Annotated in this window: 18 protein-coding genes; 7 read left to right on the top strand and 11 right to left on the bottom strand. The window is 70.9% G+C overall.

What is annotated here, in order from left to right; translation table 11 throughout:
* Positions 1–287: 287 nt before the first annotated feature.
* Positions 288–1,358 (top strand): C40 family peptidase, encoded by a 1,071-nt coding sequence (locus ACZ7L5_RS38750; RefSeq protein WP_471523047.1) that lies wholly within the window; start codon positions 288–290, stop codon positions 1,356–1,358.
* Positions 1,359–1,428: 70 nt separating this feature from the next.
* On the opposite strand, the gene ACZ7L5_RS38745 is transcribed toward ACZ7L5_RS38750, so the two are convergent.
* Entirely contained in the window at positions 1,429–2,148 is a 720-nt protein-coding gene (locus ACZ7L5_RS38745; protein WP_328879838.1) for a response regulator transcription factor, read from the bottom strand.
* Positions 2,145–3,434 carry an ATP-binding protein gene (locus ACZ7L5_RS38740; protein WP_471523045.1) on the bottom strand — a complete coding sequence of 430 codons (1,290 nt, stop codon included), beginning with the start codon at positions 3,432–3,434 and terminating at the stop codon, positions 2,145–2,147. Before ACZ7L5_RS38740 ends, ACZ7L5_RS38745 begins: the two co-directional genes overlap by 4 nt.
* A 178-nt stretch (positions 3,435–3,612) precedes the next feature.
* Here ACZ7L5_RS38740 and ACZ7L5_RS38735 point away from each other — a divergent pair, with 178 nt between their 5' ends.
* A complete protein-coding gene (locus ACZ7L5_RS38735; protein ID WP_471523043.1) occupies positions 3,613–5,055 on the top strand; it encodes a PspC domain-containing protein in 1,443 nt (480 codons plus the stop codon).
* Positions 5,042–5,311 (top strand): hypothetical protein, encoded by a 270-nt coding sequence (locus ACZ7L5_RS38730; protein WP_471523042.1) that lies wholly within the window; start codon positions 5,042–5,044, stop codon positions 5,309–5,311. Before ACZ7L5_RS38735 ends, ACZ7L5_RS38730 begins: the two co-directional genes overlap by 14 nt.
* 13 nt (positions 5,312–5,324) lie before the next feature.
* Here the strand turns inward: ACZ7L5_RS38730 and ACZ7L5_RS38725 are convergent, their stop codons facing one another.
* Together ACZ7L5_RS38725 and ACZ7L5_RS38720 are read right to left on the bottom strand one after the other, a co-directional pair.
* Positions 5,325–5,855 carry a DoxX family protein gene (locus tag ACZ7L5_RS38725; protein WP_471523040.1) on the bottom strand — a complete coding sequence of 177 codons (531 nt, stop codon included), beginning with the start codon at positions 5,853–5,855 and terminating at the stop codon, positions 5,325–5,327.
* A gap of 387 nt (positions 5,856–6,242) precedes the next feature.
* Positions 6,243–7,526, bottom strand: coding sequence for a hypothetical protein (locus ACZ7L5_RS38720; RefSeq protein WP_471523037.1), 1,284 nt, complete (start codon positions 7,524–7,526; stop codon positions 6,243–6,245).
* Between the two features lie 358 nt (positions 7,527–7,884).
* Here ACZ7L5_RS38720 and ACZ7L5_RS38715 point away from each other — a divergent pair, with 358 nt between their 5' ends.
* Positions 7,885–8,772, top strand: coding sequence for a DUF4429 domain-containing protein (locus tag ACZ7L5_RS38715; RefSeq protein WP_471523035.1), 888 nt, complete (start codon positions 7,885–7,887; stop codon positions 8,770–8,772).
* 92 nt (positions 8,773–8,864) lie between these two features.
* Here ACZ7L5_RS38715 and ACZ7L5_RS38710 read toward each other — a convergent pair whose 3' ends face one another.
* The gene (locus ACZ7L5_RS38710; protein WP_328879845.1) at positions 8,865–9,671 is read right to left on the bottom strand and encodes a class II aldolase/adducin family protein; all 807 of its coding nucleotides are present in this window, start codon (positions 9,669–9,671) and stop codon (positions 8,865–8,867) included.
* A 158-nt stretch (positions 9,672–9,829) separates the two neighbouring features.
* Here ACZ7L5_RS38710 and ACZ7L5_RS38705 point away from each other — a divergent pair, with 158 nt between their 5' ends.
* The gene (locus ACZ7L5_RS38705; RefSeq protein WP_328879846.1) at positions 9,830–10,303 is read left to right on the top strand and encodes a pyridoxamine 5'-phosphate oxidase family protein; all 474 of its coding nucleotides are present in this window, start codon (positions 9,830–9,832) and stop codon (positions 10,301–10,303) included.
* A 26-nt stretch (positions 10,304–10,329) separates the two neighbouring features.
* Here the strand turns inward: ACZ7L5_RS38705 and guaA are convergent, their stop codons facing one another.
* Positions 10,330–11,907, bottom strand: coding sequence for a glutamine-hydrolyzing GMP synthase (gene guaA, locus ACZ7L5_RS38700; protein WP_328879847.1), 1,578 nt, complete (start codon positions 11,905–11,907; stop codon positions 10,330–10,332).
* Between the two features lie 317 nt (positions 11,908–12,224).
* Here guaA and ACZ7L5_RS38695 point away from each other — a divergent pair, with 317 nt between their 5' ends.
* Positions 12,225–12,512: a chorismate mutase gene (locus tag ACZ7L5_RS38695; protein ID WP_383237483.1), complete on the top strand. Its 288-nt coding sequence runs from the start codon at positions 12,225–12,227 to the stop codon at positions 12,510–12,512.
* 713 nt (positions 12,513–13,225) lie between these two features.
* On the top strand, positions 13,226–14,275 hold the full coding sequence (locus ACZ7L5_RS38690) for an LAETG motif-containing sortase-dependent surface protein (RefSeq protein WP_363035587.1): 1,050 nt from the start codon (positions 13,226–13,228) through the stop codon (positions 14,273–14,275).
* 93 nt (positions 14,276–14,368) lie between these two features.
* On the opposite strand, the gene ACZ7L5_RS38685 is transcribed toward ACZ7L5_RS38690, so the two are convergent.
* The 5 genes from ACZ7L5_RS38685 to ACZ7L5_RS38665 form a co-directional block, all read right to left on the bottom strand.
* Positions 14,369–16,177 (bottom strand): GMC family oxidoreductase N-terminal domain-containing protein, encoded by a 1,809-nt coding sequence (locus ACZ7L5_RS38685; RefSeq protein WP_471523031.1) that lies wholly within the window; start codon positions 16,175–16,177, stop codon positions 14,369–14,371.
* Between the two features lie 48 nt (positions 16,178–16,225).
* Entirely contained in the window at positions 16,226–17,839 is a 1,614-nt protein-coding gene (locus ACZ7L5_RS38680) for a succinic semialdehyde dehydrogenase (protein WP_328879850.1), read from the bottom strand.
* A 104-nt stretch (positions 17,840–17,943) separates the two neighbouring features.
* On the bottom strand, positions 17,944–19,818 hold the full coding sequence (locus tag ACZ7L5_RS38675) for a serine/threonine-protein kinase (RefSeq protein WP_471523029.1): 1,875 nt from the start codon (positions 19,816–19,818) through the stop codon (positions 17,944–17,946).
* A 38-nt stretch (positions 19,819–19,856) separates the two neighbouring features.
* A complete protein-coding gene (locus ACZ7L5_RS38670; protein WP_471523027.1) occupies positions 19,857–21,587 on the bottom strand; it encodes a serine/threonine-protein kinase in 1,731 nt (576 codons plus the stop codon).
* Positions 21,588–21,706: 119 nt separating this feature from the next.
* Positions 21,707–22,933, bottom strand: a complete 1,227-nt coding sequence (locus ACZ7L5_RS38665) for a serine/threonine-protein kinase (protein ID WP_471523025.1) — start codon at positions 22,931–22,933, stop codon at positions 21,707–21,709.
* Positions 22,934–23,342 lie beyond the last annotated feature (409 nt).

Below are 23,342 nucleotides of genomic sequence, written 5' to 3'. Positions count from 1 at the left end.
CTTACGGTCACCCAACGATCCGCTCCCGGCACTTCCGCACAACGCGTTACCACCCCGACACACGCAGGTTTAGCGTCCTCCACCAGGTGACCGGCTCCCCACCGCCGCCCGGGCCAGGGGCGGCAGTCGGACACCACCGCCGAGAAAGGTCCGGCGGCGGCCCGCTCCCCCTGTGTGGGCCGTCGCCGGACGCGTCATCCGCCCGCGGGCAGTCGTCCGTCCGCTCCCCAGGCTGTCGTGGCGGACGTGCGGGACGAGGCGGTCGTACGAAAGGACGTGCAGTCCACGTGGCAGCGCACCGAAAGCCCCGTCAGCGCTCGGTCGGCGGCAGTACGGCCCGCACGGCCTGGACGATCGCCCTGGCGGGCGCGGCGACGGCGACGGGCTTCGACGGGACCGGTCACGCCGAACCGCAGCTGACACCGGCCCAGGTCAAGGCGAAGGTGGACAAGCTGTACCACGAGGCGGAGGTCGCGACCGAGAAGTACAACGGCGCGAAGGAGAAGGCGGATGCCGCCGAGCGGCGGATCAGGTCGCTCCAGGACGAGGCAGCCCGCAAGACCGAGAAGCTCAACTCGGCGCGCGAAGCGCTTGGTTCGATGGCCGCGGCGCAGTACCGCGACGGCGGCGTCGACCCTGCACTCCAACTCGCGCTCTCCAACGATCCCGACCGCTACCTCGACGGCGCGGAGTTCGCCGAACGCGCCGGCAATCGTCAGGCGGCATCCGTCGCGAGCGTCCGCAGGCAACTACGCGAGATCGAGCAGCTACGCGGCGCCGCGCGCGTCGAGCTGACCTCCTTGCAGTCCCGCCAGGCGGAACTGCAAGGGCACCGGAAAACGATCACCGACAAGCTGGACGCCGCCCGCACTCTGCTCACCCAACTGACCGCCGAGGAGCGCGCCCGCCTCCAGAGCGGGAGCGGCTCCACCGACCGCGCGGCCCGCTCCTCGACAGGCTCCCGAGACGCCCTGACCGCTCCCGGCTCGGCCACGGCACAGGCACCCAACGCCCGTGCCGCGTCAGCCATTTCGTACGCGTACTCAAAACTGGGCAGCCCCTACGTCTGGGGCGCGACCGGCCCCAACGCCTTCGACTGCTCCGGCCTCACCCAGGCCGCGTACCGCTCTGCGGGCCTCTCCCTCCCCCGCACGACCTACGCCCAGATCGACGCCGGCCGCCGCGTCTCCCGCTCGGAACTGCTCCCGGGCGACCTGGTGTTCTTCTACTCCGGCATCAGCCACGTCGGCCTCTACATCGGCAACGGCCGGATGATCCACGCCCCGAACCCCTCGGCCCCGGTCCGGGTGGCCCCACTCGACGAGATGCCGTTCGCAGGGGCCACGCGCGTGGTGTGAACCGGCCCGGCCCGGCCCGGCCATACCCCGGCCCGCCGCGGACCTCGGCCCGCCGAACCGGAGCCCGGCATCACACCAGCCGTCGCGCCGTGGCCCACCGCGTCAGCTCGTGCCGATTGGACAGCTGAAGCTTTCTCAGAACCGCCGACACATGGGACTCGACCGTCTTGACGGAGATGAACAGCTGCTTGGCGATCTCCTTGTACGCGTACCCCCGCGCAATCAGCCGCAGCACCTCCCGCTCGCGCTGAGTGAGCCGGTCGAGGTCCTCGTCGACCGGCGGCGCGTCCGTCGAAGCGAAGGCGTCCAGTACGAACCCGGCGAGGCGAGGCGAGAAGACCGCGTCGCCGTCCTGGACCCGGAAGATGGAGTCGACCAGGTCGGTGCCGGTGATCGTCTTCGTCACGTACCCGCGCGCACCGCCCCGGATCACCCCGATCACATCCTCCGCCGCGTCCGAGACGGAGAGTGCGAGGAAGCGGACGGGCTGCTCGGCGTCCGCCATCAACGGGGCACAACGGCGCAGGACTTCGACCCCGCCGCCGCCCGGGAGGTGCACGTCGAGGAGGACGACCTCGGGGCGGGTCGCGGTGATGACCGTGACCGCCTGGTCGACGTCCGCGGCCTCTCCGACGACTTCGACGCCGGTCTGCTCGGTCCGGCCGATCTCGGCCTGGACTCCCGTACGGAACATGCGGTGGTCGTCGACGAGGACCACGCGCACATGTCGCTCGCCCGCGCTCCCGCCGGTCGACTCCACGGGCTCGTTCCCCTCGGTCGGGTCGCTCATGACGTCTTCTCCGCCCTCTCCATCTCCAGCTCGACCTCCGTGCCACCGCCGGGTACCGCCCGCAGCCGGGCCGTACCGCCGTTGCGCTCCATGCGGCCGATGATCGATTCTCTGACGCCCATGCGGTCGGCGGGTATCGAGTCGAGGTCGAAGCCCGGACCGCGGTCCCGGACGGACACGAAGACGGTCTTGCCCTCCACCTCGGCGAAGACCTGCACGGCGCCGCCCTCGCCACCGTACTTCGCGGCGTTCACCATAGCCTCGCGTGCGGCCTGCATCTGTGCGGCGATTTTCTCGTCCAGCGGGCAGTCACCGACGACCACGACCTCTATGGGAACGCCGTGCTTGTCCTCGATCTCCGCGGCATTGCGCCGGACCGCGTCGGCGAGGTTGGTGGGTTCGTCGGCCTCGTCCTTGCCGGTGCCCTCGGGTTTGTAGAGCCAGGTGCGCAGGTCGCGCTCCTGGGCGCGGGCGAGGCGGCGGACCTCGTTCGCGTTCTCCGCGTTGCGCTGGATCAGCGTCAGGGTGTGCAGCACCGAGTCGTGGACGTGCGCGGCGACCTCGGCCCGCTCCTGGGCGCGGATGCGCATCAGGCGCTCTTCGGAGAGGTCCTGGGTCATCCGGACCAGGTACGGGCCCGCGAGGAGTGTTATGCCGACAAGGACCGCCAGCGCCGCCTGCAGGACCGAGCCGAGGTGGGCGGCGGAGCCCTGTAGGACCAAGATGCCGGAGACGCCGGCCGTGACCAGCACGACGCCGCCCGCGGCACGCAGCAGCGTGAGGGTGTGCCGGCGCCGTCCGACCTCCATCCACCGGGCCCGGCGGGCGTTGTCCGCCTGGCGCCAGACCAGGGCGACGCCCGCGCCGACGAGCACGGCGGGCAGAAGATAGGCCTTGGCACCGCTTCCGAGGTCCACGCTGCCGACGAAGACCATCGCCACGACGACCATGAGGAGCAGGGCGACGATCTGCCCCTTGTCCGGCTTGCGGGCGACGAGTCTGCGGCGGCCGTCTGTCGCGGTCTCGGTGGTGAACGTCGACGGCTTCTGGGCGTCGACGCCGCCGACGCCGAGCGGCACGAAGAACCAGAACGCGGCATACAGCAACGCCCCCAGTCCGTCCGCCATGAACAGGCCGACGAAGACGAGGCGCACCCAGATGACGGGCAGGCCGAGATGCCCGGCGAGCCCCCGCGCCACGCCCCCGAGCCAGCGTCCGTCGCTGCTGCGGTAGAGCTTGCGCGGCGGCCGCGGTTCGACGAGTGGCGCTGCTGCGGCTTCCGGCATGCCATCGATGTTCACACGGTCGGAGCACCGGAGCATCAGGGTCGACCCCCGATACTCCCCTGATCTTCGACATTCACGGCCTCGAACGCTTCCCCGCAGCCACCTCAGGGCCGATATCAGGGTCCGACCAGGGTCATTCCGACTCCCGTCACGCCGACCCGCCCGTCACCATGGACACATGACAGATCACCAGCACGCCGCGGACTCCGTGCCCGAGCCGGACGCCGTGCCCACCGCGGGCACCGCGTCCGACGCGGCACCCGCGAGCGCCGCGGGTGAGGAACCCCGCGGGCGCCCGGGCGGAGAAAGCGGAGAAGCAGCCCCGTCCGAGGAAGCGGGCACACTCGACTCGCCGCACCGGTTCCGGCGCGACCGCCGGCACAAGATGCTGGCCGGTGTCTGCGCCGGGCTCGGACGGCAGTGCGACATGGACCCGGTGATCTTCCGGATCACCCTCGCCGTCCTCTCCGCGACCGGCGGCATCGGCCTTGTCTTCTACGGCTTCGCCTGGCTCCTCGTCCCGTACGACGACGAGGACGAGAACGAGGTGCGCAAGCTGCTGACCGGCCGGGTGGACGGCCAGGCGCTGACGGCCGTGCTGTTCGCGCTGGTCGGCTGCGGCGTCCTGCTGACCCTGCTGAGAAACGGCGGTGTGCTGGTCTTCGCCGTGGTCCTCTCCCTCCTCCTCGCGGGCGCCGGCTACTGGTCGCGGCACCGCAGCACCCCCGACCCCGACCCGCTCGCCGCCCAGGCCGTCGCCGACGCTCCACCGGAGGCCCAGGCCCCGCCCGTCCCCGCCGCCCTCTCCTCGTGGTGGCGCGAACCCATCGTCAAGGACGGCACGCACGAGGGCGGCACGGGCTATCTCTGGGGCCCCCGCGACTCCCGCGACCGCGACATCGCGGCAGCGGTCAACATCAGCCTCGGCAGCACCTGGAGCAGCCGCCAGGACATACGCACCCGTCATCCCCAGCAGCCGAAGCAACGCGGCCCCCGCTGGATCGGCGGCTGGGTGTTCCTGCTGGCCCTGCTCGCGGGCGCCCTCGGCACCAGCGCGACCTGGTCGGACCGGGCACTCGGCACCAGCCTGCAGACCGGCCTGGCCTGCGCTCTGCTCGTCCTCGGTCTGGGCATAGCCGTGAGCGCGTTCCTGGGCCGCACGGGAGCGGGCTCCATATTCCTGGCGATCATGACCGCGGGCATGCTGGCCGCCTCGGCAGCACTGCCCAAGGACATCAGCACCCACTGGATCGAGAGAAGTTGGCGCCCGGCGGCCGTGACCGACGTCCGGCAGCAGTACGACCTGGGCACCGGCGTCGGCACCCTCGACCTGACCCGCCTGAACCTCACCGACAACCAGACGGTGACGACAAGAGCAGACGTGGGTGTGGGCCAACTCAAGGTGATCGTCCCCAAGGACGTGACCGTGGAGGTGAGTATCGACGTGGGGGTGGGCGACATCCAGCTGCCGGGTGACGACAAGCAGGACGTGGACGTGGCACCGGGCAAGCACAAGGAGCTCACCCTGACACCGGCCAAGGGCACCAAGAAGGCGGGCACGCTGGACCTCGACCTGAGCGTCGGCGTGGGACAGGCGGAGGTGACCCGTGCTACGTCATGAGTTCCAGCCCGGCCGACTGGTCGCCGGCACCTTCCTGACCCTCGCGGGCGTCATCTACATCGGCGACGCGGGCGACGCCTGGGAGACCCCATGGTTCGTGGTGATCCCCATAGTGATCGGCGGCCTCTGCCTGGCAGCCGCGGTAGCGCTGACGACCCGGGGAATACGCAGACGCCGCAGCTCCCTCACCAAGCCCGAAGCCCACCCCCCATCCCCGGACATGGCCCCGAACTCGGGCCCGGACACACCCCACTGACGCCACCCGCGAGCTACCGATAGCCCCCGGTCCGCTGCCGTCGCCGCCTGTGAAATGCGGCATCCACCGAGAACATGGGGGCGCCTGCCAGCACGAGAGGCAGCCAGGCCATCAAGTAGGCCAGGTCATTGCCGTAGTAGTAAGGATCGGAGGCCCAGCTCACCGTCAGCCACAGACTCAGCGAGATAAGCGCCCCACCGAGCGCCGCCAAACGGGCGAACAGTCCGATCAGCGTGCCGATCCCGACGGCCAGCTCACCGCAGGCGATGGCGTAGCCGAAGGCAACGGGACTGTCCAGAGCCAGGTCGACCATGGCCGGAATCGCGGAGGAGTCCCGAACGGCCCGCATCATGTCGCCGATCGAGCCCGCTCCGGAGTCCTTCATGAAGGCGCTGTCGGTGAGCTTGTCCAGGCCGGCATAGATGAAGGTGACGCCCAGGAAGACGCGGAGCGGAAGCAGTGCATACCGGGTGGCGGAGTCCCGCCAGTTCCGGTCGCCATCGAGGTAAGGGGGGTGCGTGTCCGAATGCATACCGTGAGTCATCGCCCGTAGCCGCCTCTCGCCCGCCGTGCCGTGACCCCTCAAAAAACGATACGTACGCAGTGGCTGCGCCGCTCAACCCGAATTCTGGGACCTCCCCCGCCCGAAGAAAACCCTGCGTCGCCCCCTACCGGCGTCGAGGGCGCACCCCCGCGTCGCCGCAGTCGCCCACGGCGGCAAGGGGACGTGCCGGGGGGTGTCCGCCCGCGGCGGCCGGCGTCAACACGCGGCACCCTCCCTGCCCAACCCCAACCCCAACCGCCGGTCCGAGGACGGACACCCCCCGGCACGGCCCCGACCCACCACGCACCCGCAGGCGCTACGCGCACCCGACCGAAACAGCCACAGGCCGCCGCAGGCATCGCGCCGCCCAACCGCCGCAGGCAACCGTCAATCAGTCACATCGATCGCATACCGATTGGTCTCCACCCCCGCCGCGGTAACCACCTGCACGTCCACCCGCCCAGGCTCCACCTCCACCGGCACAGGCACAGTGAGCACCGCATCCGTCGGGTTGCTGAACCCCCCGCTCACCGGCACCAACGGCACATGGACATGCACCGCCCCGACCCGCACAACCATCCGCGACAGCCGTTCCGCCCCCTGAGCCCCCGGCGGCACGAACCCAGCCCCCCGAATCTCGATGTCGTCGCCGGTACGGATAGGCGCGTCCAGATCCCCCGCCTCCCGCGCCCGCACCACGGAAAGGATCACCGGCCGCCCCCCTTCCGCGTACTTCCCGGCCACATAGGTGGCCGCCGAGATCAGCACCACCACCGCCAGTCCCCATGGCAGATCGGGCAACTGATCCGGCCGCCGCCCCAACCGCACCGCCGCGAACAGCAGCGCAACCCCACCGATCACGACGTACTGGATGTCGGCGAACGTCCCCCGCCCGGCGTCATCCGTCAGCAGATCCGCCGCCCGAGGCCGTTCCGCCCGCAGCTTCTGCAGCCGCTGTCCGAGCACCCGTACCCCGACGACCCGCCGCACGAGCACCGCGATCGCACACACCACGGCGAGCACGGTCACGACACCCGCGCCCCGCCCCAGGTCAAGACCGGCGATCAGCGCATCGCGCTCCGCGTGCCCGGACGCCACCGCCAGTTGCCCCACCAGCACGAGCACGGCGTACGCGACGAAGAGCACCCACGCCCCGGCCACCGCACGCGACGTGGACAGCCGATTGTCCTCACCGATGACGGGCGCCAGCGCCCCACCCCGCCCCCGGTGGAACCACGACGCGGCGGTGAGCGCCCCGGCCGTCACCAGCGCGGCCAGCAGGCCGGCCGTACGCGCGGCCGTCCACCCCGCGCCGATCGCCGTGAACGCCTGCCCCAGGAGCAACGCCACGACCAGCGCCCAGACCACACACGCCGTACGCGACCACAGCCGCGCCAGCCACGCCTCCCCCTCGGCCCGCCCCCGCTGGGCGACGAGTTCCGCGGACTGCGTCAACTCCTCGGAGACCCACTGCCGGGAGGCGGAGACCGAGTGGGCCACGGCCGCAGGCAGTCCCTGCCCGGCCGCGAACTCGTCCCGTTTCAGCAGGAACTCGGCGACCGCACGCCGATGCCCCGCCCGCGCCCCGTGTGGACAGTCCCCGCAGGTGCAGCCACCCCCATGCGCGCCCAGCACCGCGCCCGCCCCCTGCCCAGCCTCCTGCACCGCCACGCCCGACGCCCCGCCTTCCCGACAACCCTCACGAACCTACGAACTCACGAACCTGCGAACTCACAAACACGAACCCACGGACTCGCGACTCTCAGGGCCCTACGCCCTTCGCAGGCGCCGACAACCCTCATGGCCTTATAGCCCCATGGCACACCGATCGGCAGCCCGATCTCAGATACCGGCCATCGCCGTCTCCGCACATCGCTGTCTTCGGCCATCTCCGCGTCTCCGCACCACCGACAACTCCCGCACGACGACGACGAATTGTCCCGCACCCCGCCCGCTCCCCACCCGGCAGGTCCGGTCGGCGCGGGTGAAGACAGGGCCACCGTGTTGACCCGGCTGCGAGAATTTCTCCATGGCCGAGATCATCCAGCGCGACGGGACCTGGGCCTTCGACGGCACAACGGTCCGGATCACGCCGGGACTCCACCGCTCCGTGCCGCTGTTCCGGCAGACGTACGGAGAGATCGCCGTACCCCTGGAAGCCGTCGCGGGCATCGTGTTCGAGCCCGAGCGCAAGCGCGGACGGCTGCGCATGCGGCTGCGCGAGGGCGCCGACCCGCTCCTCCAGGCGACCGGCGGCCGGCTCCCCGACCCCGCCGACCCCTATCGGCTGACGGTGGACGTCGACCGTGCCGGGGTCGCGGAGTACGTCGCCGAGGAGATCCGCCGCGCGCTGCTGCTGGACCAGATCCCCAAGGAGCCGACCAAGGCCTACCTGCTCCCCGGCCCACCGGTCCCGGTCTCGGTCCGTTCCTCGGACGGCACGGTCTCCTTCGACGGCGTGCAGGTGCGGATCGACTGGTCGGACACCTCGGAGCGGGTCAAGCGGGCGACCGGCCCGCGCATCATCGACGTCGGCGACCTCGTCCAGGTCGAATGGCTGCCCAACTCCGGCTACGAGGACGGCTTCCTGCGCTTCGTGACCAGGGAGACGGTGTTCTCCAAACTGCCGCCGGAGAAGGACCCGTACGCCCTTGACCTGTGGGGCAGCGCCCGCCGCGACCTGCTCACGGCCCTGGTCGCCACCGCGGTCACCGCCCGCCTGCCGCACCCGTCCACCCGACCCGGCGTCGAGGACCCCACCGACCGCCGGCAGCTCGCGGCCGCCGTCCCGCCCCGAGCCGACCACCACGACGTACTCCTGCGCAGATTGCGGGAGTTGGGCGAGCTGCACCGCGACGGCGTGCTCACCGACGAGGAGTTCGCGATGACGAAGGCGGTCGTCCTGCGGGGCTTCTGACGGCCCGCGCAGCCGGCCGGCCCGCCTGGGCCCCGCGCACAGCGCCCCCGCAAGCCGGGAGCCCTCCCCCGAGCCGGAAGCACCTGGAACCCTCAGCTCAACAGGTCCGGCTCACTGCGGCTGATGTCCTGCCACAGCGGCTGATAGTTGATCCATGCCACCAGATCCCCACCCAGCTGCTCCCGCGTGGCCACGGCCTGCCGATGCTCGATGAGGACGGGACGCCCCGCCGCTCGTGCCGTCAGCTGCACCTGGCTGGAGCGTTCCATCGACAGGAACCACCAGGCCGCCGCGTCCACCGAGTCGCCGACGGTCAGGAGGCCGTGGTTGCGCAGGACGAGGGCCTTGCGCGAGCCCAGCGCGGTCGCGATGCGCCGGCCCTCCAGGGCGTCGACGGCCACGCCCGAGTAGGCGTCGTAGAGGGCGTGGTCCTCGTAGAAGGCGCAGCTCTCCTGGGTGATCGGGTCGAGGAGCTCGCCGAGCGCCGCGAGGGCCCGCCCGTGCACCGAGTGGCAGTGCGCGACCGCGACGACGTCCGGGCGAGCGGCGTGGACCTGGGAGTGGACGGTGAACGCCGCCTGGTTGACGTGGTAGCGGCCCTCGATCACCTGCCCCTCGGAGTTCGCGAGGACCAGGTCGCTGACGGTGACATGCCTGAACGGCATTCCGAAGGGGTTGACCCAGAAACAGTCGCTGAACTCCGGATCGCGCGCGGTGATGTGCCCGGAGACTCCGTCCTCGAACCCGAGCCGCCCGAAGATCCGCAGCGCGCCCGCGAGCCGCTCCTTGCGGTGCCGGCGCTCGTCCTCGACCGACTCGTGCATGGGCGGCATCGCGAACTGCAGGCGGTCGGTCGGCAGGGGCGAGGGCGGGGTGGACCCGAGGGGCGTCCCGTGCATCTGTCCTCCAGCACTGGGTTGCTTACGGGGCGGAAGTTACCGTCGGTCAGCGCAGGAAAACAGAGTTGTTCTGTAAAGATGACGCACGCAACGCTCGCGGGAGCCGGTTGGGCGCATACCCGACAGCAGATGTCAGGTATCGGCGCCACACTCGCCGTATGACAGCGAACTGGGCAACCTTCACCGCGGCCGAGCCGGACCTCGCCCGCATCGCGGAGGAGCGCTTCGGCGCCTTCACGCACCACGTCCTGGCCACCCTCCGCAAGGACGGCTCCCCGCGCACCACCGGCCTGGAGGTCCGTTTCCTGAACGGCGAGCTGTGGCTCGGCATGATGCCGGACTCGCTCAAGGCCCTCGATCTGCGCCGCGACCCGCGGTTCGCGCTCCAGGCGAACCCCGGGGAGGGGCAGTCCATGGGCGGGGGCGACGTACGGATCGCCGGGCGGGCGATCGAGGTCGAGGACCCCGGGACGAAGGCCGCATACGGCGAAGAGGTGGAACCGCCGGAGCCGTTCCACCTCTTCCGTACCGAGCTCACCGAGGTCGTGAGGACCTACATCGAGGACGACAAGTACCTCGTCGTCAAGATCTGGCAGCCCGGCCGGCCCCTGCGCACGATCAAGCGCACCTAGGGCCTGCCCCACTCAGCAAAAGGGGCCTACTCCCACTCGATGGTGCCCGGCGGCTTCGAGGTCACGTCGAGGACGACGCGGTTGACGTCCCGCACCTCGTTGGTGATCCGCGTCGAGATCTTCGCCAGCACGTCGTACGGCAGCCTCGACCAGTCGGCGGTCATGGCGTCCTCGCTCGACACCGGCCGCAGGACGATCGGGTGGCCGTAGGTCCGGCCGTCACCCTGCACGCCCACGCTGCGGACGTCCGCGAGCAGGACCACCGGGCACTGCCAGATGTCACGGTCGAGACCGGCGGCGGTGAGCTCCTCGCGGGCGATGGCGTCGGCCTCGCGCAGGAGGTCGAGACGCTCCTTGGTCACCTCGCCGACGATGCGGATGCCCAGGCCCGGGCCGGGGAACGGCTGGCGCTGGACGATCTCGTCCGGCAGGCCGAGCTCCTGGCCGACCATCCGGACCTCGTCCTTGAACAGCTTGCGCAGCGGCTCGATCAGCTGGAACTCGAGGTCCTCGGGGAGGCCGCCGACGTTGTGGTGGGACTTGATGTTGGCGGTGCCGGTGCCGCCACCGGACTCGACCACGTCCGGGTACAGGGTGCCCTGGACGAGGAACTCCACCGCCGGGCCCTCGTCCGCGATGATCTCGGCCTGCGCCTGCTCGAAGACCCGGATGAACTCGCGGCCGATGATCTTCCGCTTCTCCTCGGGGTCGGACACCCCGGCGAGCGCCTTCAGGAACCGCTCCTCCGCGTCCACGACCTTCAGCTGTACGCCGGTCGCGGCCACGAAGTCCTTCTCGACCTGCTCGGTCTCGCCCTTGCGCATCAGGCCGTGGTCGACATACACACAGGTCAGCTGGGCGCCGATGGCCTTCTGGACCAGCGCCGCCGCGACGGCGGAGTCCACGCCGCCGGACAGCCCGCAGATGGCGCGCCGGTCGCCGACCTGCTCGCGGATGGCCGCGACCTGCTCCTCGATGACATTGCCGGTGGTCCAGTCCGGCTTCAGGCCCGCGCCGCGGTACAGGAAGTGCTCCAGCACCTGCTGGCCGTGCGTCGAGTGCATGACCTCGGGGTGGTACTGGACGCCGTACAGCTTCAGCTCGTCGTTCTCGAAGGCGGCGACCGGGACCACGTCCGTCGAGGCCGTCACCGAGAAGCCCTCGGGGGCGGCGGAGCAGGCGTCGCCGTGCGACATCCAGACGGCCTGCTCGGCGGGGGTGCCCTCGAAGAGGGTGGAGGACGACTTCGACACGTGGAGATCGGTACGGCCGTACTCGCGCGCACCGGTGTTGTCGACCGTCCCGCCCAGGCTCTGCGCCATCAGCTGGAAGCCGTAGCACATGCCGAAGACGGGGATGCCGGCCTCGAAGAGCGCGCGGTCGAGGCGGGGGGCGCCCTCCTCGTACACGGACGAGGGGCCGCCGGAGAGGATGATCGCCGCCGGGTTCTTGGCGAGCATCTCGGCGACCGGCGTGGTGCTCGGCACGATCTCGCTGTAGACCCGGGCCTCGCGGACGCGACGGGCGATGAGCTGGGCGTACTGCGCACCGAAGTCGACGACCAGGACGGTGTCGGGGGCGGCTGCGGGGTTCGCTGATGACACGGGTTGCCTTCCGGCGGTGAGCGAGGTGTGTGTGAGCCCGAGTCTACCGGGGTCCGCGGGGCCCCTCCCGGGGCAAGCCCCGTCTCAGGATGCGAACCCCTTTGGACTCCCCCGCGCGGCACGGCATACTGGGCCCATGCTCACGCACCCGACTTTCCTCTTTACCTATGGCAACCGGCCCACCGGCTGCCATGGTCGTGCTGCTTGAGCAACTGACAAGCGACTTCCCAGGCGCCCCGGGCCGACAAGGCCCGGGGCGTCTGGCGTTTCCGGGTCCTGCCGCCCCGGGGCGACCCCAGCCTCCACAGGAGCCCCGAATGACTGCCACCGCCGCCGAAAAGACCGGCGCCCGCACCCCCGAGGCCGCCGGCGTGATCACCGGTGCCCGTGAACGCATCGACGCGCTCGACGACCGGATCATCGGTCTGATCCAGGAACGCATGGCCGTCTCCGCGGTGATCCAGGAGGCGCGGATCACCTCGGGCGGCCGGCGCGTGAACCTCTCCCGCGAGATGGAGATCCTCAACCACTACAGCGAGGCGCTGGGCAAGCAGGGCACCTCGCTGGCGATGACGCTTCTGGAGCTGTGCCGCGGCCGGATCTGAATCCACGTTCCGGGGACAGACGTCCGCATCCGCTCTCACCCGTCCGGAGCGTGACACCTTTCCGGCCCCTTCGTTGGTACCGGTGTCCGTGCCAGCCAGGGGCGGGCCCGAAAGAACCACGCGTGGCTCGCTGGAGCGATGTGGCGTACGGATCGTCCCGTGCGTCGTGGGACCTCGCTCCAGGAAAGTGACCGGACGGCAGGGGACAGCAGCCCGGTCACCCAAGAGAACGGTCGGCTCCGGGGACGCCCGGGGCCGGCCGGCGGAACGGGCAGGACGGAGTAACGCCGGGATCGAGCGGTTGCGGTGGCCCCACCCGTCCAGCACGATGCGTAGAAAGCTCCAAGCCCCTCCGTAGGACACCTGCAATTCCCTCGGCCCTGCCGTGCGCTGACGCACTGCCAGCGGCTGCGGCCCCCAGGACCAGCGGCGCAACCCCCCGGCGCCGCTCCCCAGGCACCGACGCTGCCCTGACGTCGGTGCTGACGAAAGAAGGGCCCCGCGGCTCCGTCCCGCGGGGCCCTTCTCATGCCCGTCTCATGGCCGCCACGTGACGCAGGCCACATAAAAAATTTGTTAGTGACGGTGCAACCATTCACAGCCGTCACTGATCAAACCGTGCGTACCAAGGGCCACTCCCGCGCCCCACACGCGGAGGCCTCCCTGTATGCGCGTGCTGCGACATCGCAGCACTCCGGACTTTCGAGGTCTTCATGAAGCTTCGCCGTGCCCTGGCCGCTGCGGCCGCGACGGCAGTCATAGCGCCGATCGCACTGCTGTCCGCGCCGGCTGCGTTTGCCACGGACGACACTGCGACGCCTACGGCGTCGGAGAGCACGCCGGCCGCCGAGGAGAGCACCCCCGCGGCCGAGGAGAGCACGCCGGCCGCCGAGGAGTCGACCCCGGCCGCCGAGGAGAGCACGCCCGCCGCGGAGGAGAGCACCCCCGCCGCGGAGGAGAGCACGCCGGCCGCCGAGGAGTCGACCCCGGCCGCCGAGGAGAGCACGCCGGCCCCGGAGGAGAGCACCCCCGAGGACGACCCGTCCTGGAACCCGTACGAGGACTGCGAGACCTTCGACCTCGACGACAACCTCAAGGCCGAGATCTCGGGCCTGCCGAGCAAGATCGTCGCGGGTTCGGGCTGGCACAACTTCGAGTTCGTCGCCACGAACAACTCCGACAAGGACCTGGAGAACGTCTGGATCGAGGCGTTCACCGAGTACGCGGAGGAGAACGCCGACGAGTCGCTGTACCTGGACATGGCCGAGATCCAGGTCAAGCAGGACGGCAAGTGGACCAGCAGCTACCAGGACTTCTACAAGGACGAGAACGGCGAGGTCGTCTTCACCGGCAGCTTCGTCGCCTCCCTGGACAAGCTGGAGGCGAACTCCTCCTCCACGCTGGACCTGCGTGTGCGCGTGAAGTCGTCCGCCCCGGCCGGTTCGTCCTTCGCGCTGAGCCAGGCGATCTACGCGGGTGACGACGCCGCGTGCTACGGCAACGGTGAGTTCTACGAGTTCACCGTGCTCGCCGCGGGCAGCAACCCGGGCGACGTCGACCCGGCCGACCCGACCGGCGAGAAGCCCTCGGGCATCGACGGCAAGAAGCCGCAGGGCGAGGTCCAGGAGGTCAGCGGCAACCTCGCCGAGACCGGTGCCGACTCCAACCTCCCGGTCATCGGGACGATCGGCGGCGTCGCCATCCTCGCCGGTGCCGGCGTCGTGTTCGCGATGAAGCGCCGCAAGGTCGGTGCGGAGGCCTAAGCCTCACCGAAGCTCTACGCAAGACGGAGAAGGACCTGCGCTCGGAGGGGGGCGCAGGTCCTTCTCTGTTGTCCGCTGTCGCGTCGCCGGCCGCTACTTCTTCGGCGGCACCGCCGGCATCCCGAGGAACGGCAGCTTCAGGGCCCCGAAGGCCTCCGCCGGGACCACCGGGAACTGCGGCTCGACGGGCTTGAGGCGTTCGTACGCCGCTCCCTGCACCGGGCGCTGATCCGCCTCGCCGTTGTTGGGCCAGTACGACATCGCCCGCTCGGCCTGCGCGGTGATCGTCAGGGAGGGGTTGACGCCGAGGTTGGCGGACACCGCCGCCCCGTCGACGACCGAGATGCCGGGGTGGCCGTACAGACGGTGGTACGGGTCTAGTACGCCGGTCTCGGGCGAGTCGCCGATCGGGCAGCCGCCGAGGAAGTGGGCGGTGAGCGGGGTGCCCATCAGCTCGCCGACGTTGGAACCGGCGAAGCCGTTGATGTCGGCCGCGAGCACCGAGGCGGCCTCCGAGGCGGCCTTGATCTGCTTGGGGTTGGGGGCGCCGTGGCCCTGGCGGGCGGTCAGCAGGCCCTTGCCCACGCCGTCCGGCTTCAGGTACGTCGTCAGCGAGTTGTCCAGCGACTGCATCACCAGGCCGATGATGGTCCGTTCCGACCAGCGGCGGTTGGACAGGGAGCGCAGCATGAGGAGGGGGTGGCGGGCCGCGTTCGCCAGCCAGGCGCCGGCCCGCGAACGGCCGTCCACGTAGGGCACCTGAAGGATCGACAGGCCGCCCATCGAGTTGGAGCCCCTGCCGTAGCGGACCGGCTCGATGTGGGTGTTCTCGTCGGGGTGGATCGAGGACGTGATGGCGACTCCGCGCGTGAAGTCGACCTTCGGCTGCCCCGTCGCCTTGCGGTAGCGCCGGTTGTCGGTCTGCGCGCCGACCAGGGCCTCCGAGTTGGTGCGGGTCAGCTCGCCCAGCTTCGGCGAGAGGTGCGGCAGTTGGCCGCCCGCCTTCATGCGGTGCAGCAGGGTCTGGGTGCCGTAGGTACCGGCGGCGATGACCACCTTGCGGGCCTTGAACAGCCTCCCCTCGCCCTTCTTCCCACGGTCGGTCGGCAGGGTCGCCACCGCGAAGCCGCCCTGTGAGTCGTCCGTGACCGAGACGACCGTCGTCAGGGGGTGGACCACCGCGCCCGCCTTCTCGGCCAGGTAGAGGTAGTTCTCGTTGAGGGTGTTCTTCGCGCCGTGCCGGCAGCCGGTCATGCACTCACCGCACTCGGTGCACGCCTTGCGCGCCGGGCCCGCCCCGCCGAAGTACGGGTCGGACACCTCCTGGCCGGGCTCGGCCTGCGACTCCCCCGCGGCGTCCTTGCCGTCGCCGAAGAACACGCCGACCGGCGCCATGTGGAAGCTGTCGCCGACGCCCATCCGCTCGGCGGCCGCCTTCAGGTGGACGTCCGACGGGGTCATCGTCGGGTTGATCCGTACGCCGAGCATGCGCTGCGCCTGGTCGTAGTACGGCTTCAACTCCTCCTGCCAGTCGGTGATGTCACGCCACTGGGGGTCGTCGAAGAAGGCCTTCGGCGGTACGTAGAGGGTGTTGGCGTAGTTCAGGGAGCCGCCGCCGACACCCGCTCCCGCGAGCACCATGACGTTGCCCAGCAGGTGGATGCGCTGGATGCCGTACATGCCGAGCTTGGGGGCCCACAGGTAGTTCTTCAGGTCCCAGGAGTTCTTGGGGAGGGTCTCGCGGGTCCAGCGGCGGCCGGCTTCGAGGACACCGACGCGGTAGCCCTTCTCCGTCAGGCGCAGCGCTGTTACGGACCCGCCGAACCCCGACCCGACGACGATGACGTCATAGTCGTATCCGGAGCCGTCGTCCTGTTTCTGGGCAGAGTTCTCCTGTGACACTTGCTCTCCTCATTGAGGGCGTGAAGCGGCGGTGCGGTCGAGCGGGATCTAGCGGAAGCGGAACGCCTTCATGAGCCGCAGGCTGCGGCTCATGAACTGGGCGTACTTCTCGTCGTCCATCCCCAGCGAGGGCGCCATCGGCAGCAGCCGCTGCTGGGCGACCGTCTGGGCCTCGGTGTACTTGAGGATGCCCTCGGAGCCGTGGCGGCGGCCGAGGCCGGAGTCCTTCATGCCGCCCATGGGCGACTGGACGCTGCCGTATGCGGGGGCGTAGCCCTCGTTGACGTTGACCGTGCCGGTGCGCAGGCGGGCGGCGACCGCGCGGCCGCGGCTGCCGTCCTTGGTCCAGACCGACGAGTTGAGGCCGTACGGCGTGGAGTTGGCGAGCTCGATCGCCTCCTCCTCGGTCTTGAAACGGTAGATGGAGACGACCGGGCCGAAGGTCTCCTCGGAGCAGACGGCCATCGGCGCCTCGACGCCGTCGAGGATGGTCGGCTCGAAGAAGTACGGGCCGATGTCGGGGCGGGCGGTGCCGCCGGCGACGAGCTTCGCGCCCTTGGCGACGGCCTCCTCCACGTGCCGGGTGACCGTCTCCAGCTGGCGTTCGCCGACCAGGGAGCCCATGTCGGCGCCGTACGCGAGGGACTTGCCGAGCCGCATCGCCTTGGTGCGCGCGGCGAAGCGCTCCACGAAGGCGTCGGCAACGGACTCGTGGACGTACAGGCGCTCGATGGAGATGCACAGTTGGCCGGCGGAGGAGAAGCAGGCGCGGACGGCGCCGGCGGCGGCCTTCTCCACGTCGGCGTCCTCAAGGACCAGCATCGCGTTCTTGCCCCCGAGTTCGAGCGAGACGCCGACCAGGCGGGCGGCGGCGCCCTGGGCGACCTCGCGGCCGGTGCGGGTGGAGCCGGTGAACGAGACGTAGTCGGCGTGCTTGACGACCTCGGGGCCGATGACCGGGCCCTCGCCGAGGACGACCTGGAAGACGTCGGCGGGCAGTCCCGCCTCGATGAGCAGGTCACGGGCCCACAGGGCGGTCAGGCAGGTCTCGGTGTCGGGCTTCATCACGACCGCGTTGCCCGCGACGAACCCCGGGAGCGCGTCGCCGACCGACAGCTCCAGCGGGTAGTTCCAGGGCGCGATCTGGCCGACGACACCGCGCGGGTGGCGTAGTTCGGTGACCTTGGTCAGCGTGGGCATGGCCCCCGCGTGCCGCTTCGGCTTCAGATAGGCGGGTGCCTTACGGCCGTAATGGCGGGCCGCGACGGCTACGGCCTGCACCTCTTCGTGGGCGTGCAGGCGAGCCTTGCCGGTCTCAAGCTGGATGAGGTCGAGGACCTCGGCCTGGCGTTCGAGCACCAGGTCGTGGAAGCGGAGCAGGACGGCGGCCCGCTGCCGTACCGGGACCTGTGCCCAGACCGCCTGGGCCTTCCGGGCCGCCTCGAACGCCTTCTGCACGTCCTCGGGCGTGGATTCGGGCAGGTCGGCCAGCTTCTCGCCGGTGAACGGCGTGTGGTTCGCGGTACGGCCGGAGCCGGCCACGCCCTTGGTGAGCTGGGCGACCAGCTCGGGGGTGACCACGTCGGCGGCGGTACGGGCGCCCTCCGGGGCGGGGGCGAGGGGGTTCGTGCCGGTCTTGGCCGGGGCCTGCGCGTCCGTCATGAGCCGCAGAGTATGCCGCGACGGAGGCTTTGTGTACCCGTCGGTAACGGGGATTCACCGAGTGCTCACATGCTGCCAGTGTCCACTGGCAGTAAACGCGCTGATCAGGGCGTTGCGCGAGGACGAGGAGGTGGCGCTCGGTCCGGTCCGATCTCAAGTCGGTCACGGGCACCCTTGAAGACCGCGGTGCCCTTCTTCTCCGTGGGTGTGCCCTTGGGCATGTCGACGCGCAGCTCGTACATGCGGTCGTCACCGGTGACCACGAACAGCTGCATGACGCGGGTCGGCGATTCTTCCTTGTTGTAGGTGATGTCGGACTGGACGGCGTCGAAGCCCTTGAAGGTGGTGCGGGTGGACTGGCCACTGGCGTCGTGGTCGTAGCTGTCCCAGGTGTCGAGCGCGTTCTGCGCCTGGTCCAGCAACGGGCGGGGCGACCTGTCCCACAGGGTGAGGCGGACCTGGACGAGGCCGATGTCGTAGACGACGAGGCGGGGCTGGTCGGTGGTGCTGCCTTCCCGCGCCATCTCCTTGTACTCGGCCGGGAGGGACAGCACGGCGTCCATCTCCTTCTCCCGGTGCGCGATCCAGGCACCGGCGGCGGGGCTGGAGGTGGAGCTGGCGCTGGGGGTGGAGCTGGGGGTGGTCTCGCCCGGCACCAGGGGGGCCGAGGTGTGGACGGGGTCCATCTCCTTGGGGCCTTCGTCGGTGTCGACGAGGAAGGAGGAGGTGGTGAACCAGGTGCCGGCCACGAGGAGGACGCCCAGAACGGCGACGGGAAGGGGGCGCAGCCAGGATCGGCCCTTGGGGCCGGAGGGGGCCGGGTTCGGGGTCATGGCTGCGGTCGCCGGTTCGGGCAGCGCTTCCGGAGGCGCGTCCGGGGTTGCTCCGGGCGCCGCTTCAGGGCCTGGCGCCCCCTGGTCACCGGCCGTTTCGGAGGCCGCCGTTTCGGGCGCTGCCCGTTCAAAAGCTGCTCTTTCGGAGGTCGCCCTTTCGGCAGCCGTCGCCCTTTCGGGGGCTGCCCTTTCAGCAGCCGTCGCGCCCGAAAGCCGTATCGTCCCCGCGTCCTCCGTGAACTCCCGCAGCGCCGAGGCGTCCTGAGGCCCCGCCCCCGCCGAGCCCACGGCGGGCTCCGGCACCGGCCACCCCTGTGCGACCGCCTCCAGCACTGCCCCGACATCCTCCGCGTCGGGGCGCAGCTCGGGATCCTTCACCAGCAGCCGCACGATCAGCGACCCCAGCGGCCCCGCCTGTTTCGGCTCGGGCGGATCGGCGGCGAGGATCGCGGCGAGCGTGGACTCCAGGGTCGTACGGCGGAAGGGCGACCAGCCCTCCACGGCGGCGTACAGGAGCACGCCCAGCGACCACAGGTCGGAGGCCGGGCCGGCGCCGCGGCCGGACATCCGCTCGGGCGCGATGAACTCCAGGGAGCCGACGAACTCGCCGCTGACGGTGAGGGATTCCTCGCCCTGGATGTGGGCGATGCCGAAGTCGGTGAGGACCACACGGCGGTGGGCGCCGAGCAGCACGTTGGCCGGCTTGACGTCGCGGTGGACGATGCCGACGGCGTGCGCGGCGCGCAGGGCGCCGAGGACGGCGACGCCGATGCGGGCCGCCTCCGGCGCCTCAACCGGCCCCCGCTTGAGGGCCTCGTGCAGGGACTCGCCGTGGACCAGCTCCATGACGATCCACGGCAGTCCGTCCTCCTCCACGACGACGTCATGGATGGAGACGGCGGCCGGATGGTCGACCCGGGCGGCGGCGCGGGCCTCGCGGTAGAGGCGGTGGGCGGCCCGCTGATGAGCCGCGTCCTCCTGGTCGCCGGGCAACCTCGGCTGCTTGACGGCGACTTCGCGGTCCACGAGCTCGTCCAGCGCCCGCCAGACGGTGCCCATCCCGCCGGAGCCGATGCGCTCGACGAGGCGGTAACGCCCGCCGATCACACGCCCCTTGGGGCCGGTGCCGCCCCCGTCGCTACTCATGCACAATGCCTACCCTGCGGGGCGGGCCGTTGGCCAGTTCAGAGCTTGCCGATGTCCAGGTTCGCGATGGTCGCCTGCGCCACCTCGCGTCCACGGTCCGTGAAGTCGCCCTTGCCCGGATAGCTGATCGTCACCTTGTACATGTCGCCCGCCGTGGTCTTGTAGTAGAAGATCTTCAGTTCGCGGGGGCGGGGGTTCTGGGTGTCGTCAGTCGTGTACTTGACCGTGTTCTCGGCGGACTGTTTGCCCTGGTACGTGGTCTGCCTCGTGTCGGTCTGAGGACCGTCGGGCATGGAGAGTTCGTAGTTGCCCTGCTCCTTGTACTGCTCGTTGTCGGCGTACATCTCGGCCGCCGCGGAGTTCTTGATCTGGTTCGAGGTGTCCTCGGACTTCCGGGCCAGCCTCACGCCGACCCAGATGCTGCCGCTCCAGTCGGAGTAGGTGATCCAGTTCTTGTCCGTGTCGTCGGCGTCCGGCTTGGTGAGCTGGTAGGCCGCGGGCACCTTCAGGGTCACACCCAGCTTCGGGTGCGCCCGCTGCGTCCAGCCGTCCGGCGTGGACCCCGCGAACGGATCCGCGATCACCAGATACGCCGCCAGCGCACCGGCGACGGCCGCCGCCCCGATTCCGAGCAGCGCCTTGCGCCCGAGCAGGATGCCTCCCTTGGCGCCCTCCGCGACCCGAACGATCTGCGTCGTCGGGGCCGGCGCCGGCGGGTTCGCCGTCTGCTCCAGCAGCGCACGCGTCTGCGCCGCGTTCGGGCGGCGGGCCGGGTCCTTCTGGAGGAGGCCGTTGATGGCCTCGGCGAGGGGGCCCTGCGCGGAGGCGGGCGGCGCGGGCGTGGCGTTGAGGACCGACTGGAGGGTCGCCGGGGTGTTGCTGCGGCGGAACGGCGAGACGCCCTCCGTCGCCGCGTACAGGACGACACCCAGGGACCACAGGTCGCTCGCGGGTCCCGGCCGCTGGCCCAGCACCCGCTCCGGCGCGATGTACTCGGGCGAGCCGACGAAGCCGCCGGTGTCGGTCAGGTTGGTCTCGCCCTCGATCTGGGCGATTCCGAAGTCGGTGAGGACGACGCGGTCATGGCGGCCGAGGAGGACGTTGTCCGGCTTCACGTCGCGGTGCAGGATGCCCGCCGCGTGCGCGGCCTCCAGCGCGCCGAGCACTTCGAGGCCGATTCTCGCCGCGTCCCGGGCACCGAGCGTGCCTTCCTGCAGCGCGTCGCCCAGCGTACGGCCCTGCACCAGCTCCATCACGATCCAAGGCTGGCCGTCCACGACCGCGACGTCATGCACGTTCACGACCGCCGGATGATCGAGCCGGGCTGCGGCGCGGGCCTCGCGCCGCATCCGCTCGAAGGCGTTGGCACGTTCGCGATCGGGAAGGTGATCCGGTACGCGGGGTTCCTTGACGGCGACTTCGCGGTCCACCGTCTCGTCCTTGGCCCGCCAGACGGTACCCATCCCGCCGTGCCCGAGCTTGGCGAGCAGCCGGTAGCGGCCGGCTATCAGACGTCCGGTGCCAGGGTCCGGGGCGGGCCCTGCGGGCGCGGGCTGGTGGGGCCCTGGCTGGTGGGGCGCAGCCTGCGGCGGTACGGCCGACTGCGGTACGGCCGACTGCGGTACGGCCGACTGCGGTACGGCCTGAGTGGGCGACGCATACGGGTTGTCCGGGTGCGGAACGGGGCCCGGCGGGTTCGGCTGCGGCGGTTGCAGTTCAAAACTCGTCGGCTCGTCGGACCGGTAAGGGGCTCCCCCGTTGCTGCTCATGCTTCCATCCATATCGCGGTAAGCGCCCACGTATCCAGCGGGAATGCTTTCCGGTCACAGAGCCGTGACTCAGCTCGCAACTTATCTCCGCTTTATCCGAGGTTGGTCGGCGCGAGGGGTCACGGGGTGGAGGTGGAGGTGGCGCTGGGCGAGAGGGGGGCAGTGGGGGTGCTGGAGGGGGTGACCGTGCCGGGCCTGGTGGCGGGGCTTGCCGTACTGGGCCTGCCGGACGGGCTCGCCGTGCCGGGTCTGCCGGAGGCACTCGGCGTACCGGGGCGGCTGGAGGCGCTCGCGGTACCGGTCGGCCCGGCCGACGTCCCCGGCGTCGAGCTGGGCGGCACCACACCCCCGTCCCCGCCGCGACTCACCAGCAGGGCCGCCGCCGACACCCCTGCGACCGCCATGGCGGCGACCAACACGACGGTGGCCAGTTTGCTGCGCGTCGAGTACGGGCCTTCCCCACCGCCGACCGTGCGCACGGCGGACCTGCCGAACCGTTTCTCCGCAGGCACGCGCCCCGTGTCCAGGAACTCCCTCAGCATCCGCTCGGCAGCCTCCGCGTCCAGCCGCAGGGCCGGGTCCCGCTCCAACAGCCCCTGAACGACCGGCAGGATCGGTGCCGCCTGCGCGGGCGGGCAGATCTCGTCGGACACGACGGCGAGCACGATGCCGCTCAACGAGTCGCGCCGGAAGGGCGATTCACCGCTCAGGGCCGCGCACAGCAGCGCGCCCACCGACCACAGGTCGGATGCGGGGCCGGTCCTGGAGTCGGACATCCGCTCCGGTGCGGTGTACTCCGGCGAGCCGACGAAGGACCCGGACTCGGTGAGCGTGGTCGCGCCGGCCACCTGAGCGATGCCGAAGTCGGTGAGAACGACGCGGTCGGTGCCGTTCTCGATGAGCACGTTGGCCGGGGTGATGTCGCGATGCAGGACGCCGGCCGCGTGGGCCGTCTGCAAGGCGCTCAGCAGATCGGCGCCGATCCGGGCGGCCTCCGGCGCGTCCACGGGGCCGTGCGCCGCCATTCGGTCGGCGAGGGAGTCGCCGTCCACCAACTCCATCACGATGTACGGGCGTTCGTCGTCCTCCAGGATGTCGTGGACGACGATGACGTGCGGGTGGCTCAGCTGCGCCACCGCCTGAGCCTCGCGCAATGTGCGCTCACGCGCTCGCCGGGCCTCGGCCGCGGAGAGCGTCTCGTCGAGGGGGAGCTCTTTCACGGCCACCCTTCGTCCGAGCAACTGATCGGTCGCCTGCCATACGACACCCATGCCGCCGCGACCGAGCCTGTCCTCGAGACGGTAACGCCCCGCGATCACACGGAAGTTGGCTCCCTCGGTCCCCATGCGCCCCATCATGCAGCACCGGACGGATCGACTCCGGGGCGGCGATCGGCCAACTATGCAAAGCAGCAAAGGGTTTCAAAAGCCGCGGGACGCTCGCCGCCGGACGCTCGCCGCGAGGCACTGGGAGGCTTGGCTGCCGGGCCGTGGGGGGCGCCGCGGGGCGCGGGGAGGCTTGGCTGCCGGGCCGTGGGGCGGGTGCACCGCAGCGCACCGGGAAGCCTGGCCGCCCGGCCATGGAGGCGGGTGCACCCCAGCGCACCGGGAGGCCTGGCCGCCCGGCCATGGAGGCGGGTGCACCCCAGCGCACCGGGAGGCCTGGCCGCCCGGCCATGGAGGCGGGTGCACCCCAGCGCACCGGGAGGCCTGGCCGCCCGGCCATGGAGGCGGGTGCACCCCAGCGCACCGGGAG

It is taken from the genome of Streptomyces sp. NPDC107528 (assembly GCF_055639295.1).
This window is presented reverse-complemented; position numbering and strand designations above follow the sequence as displayed.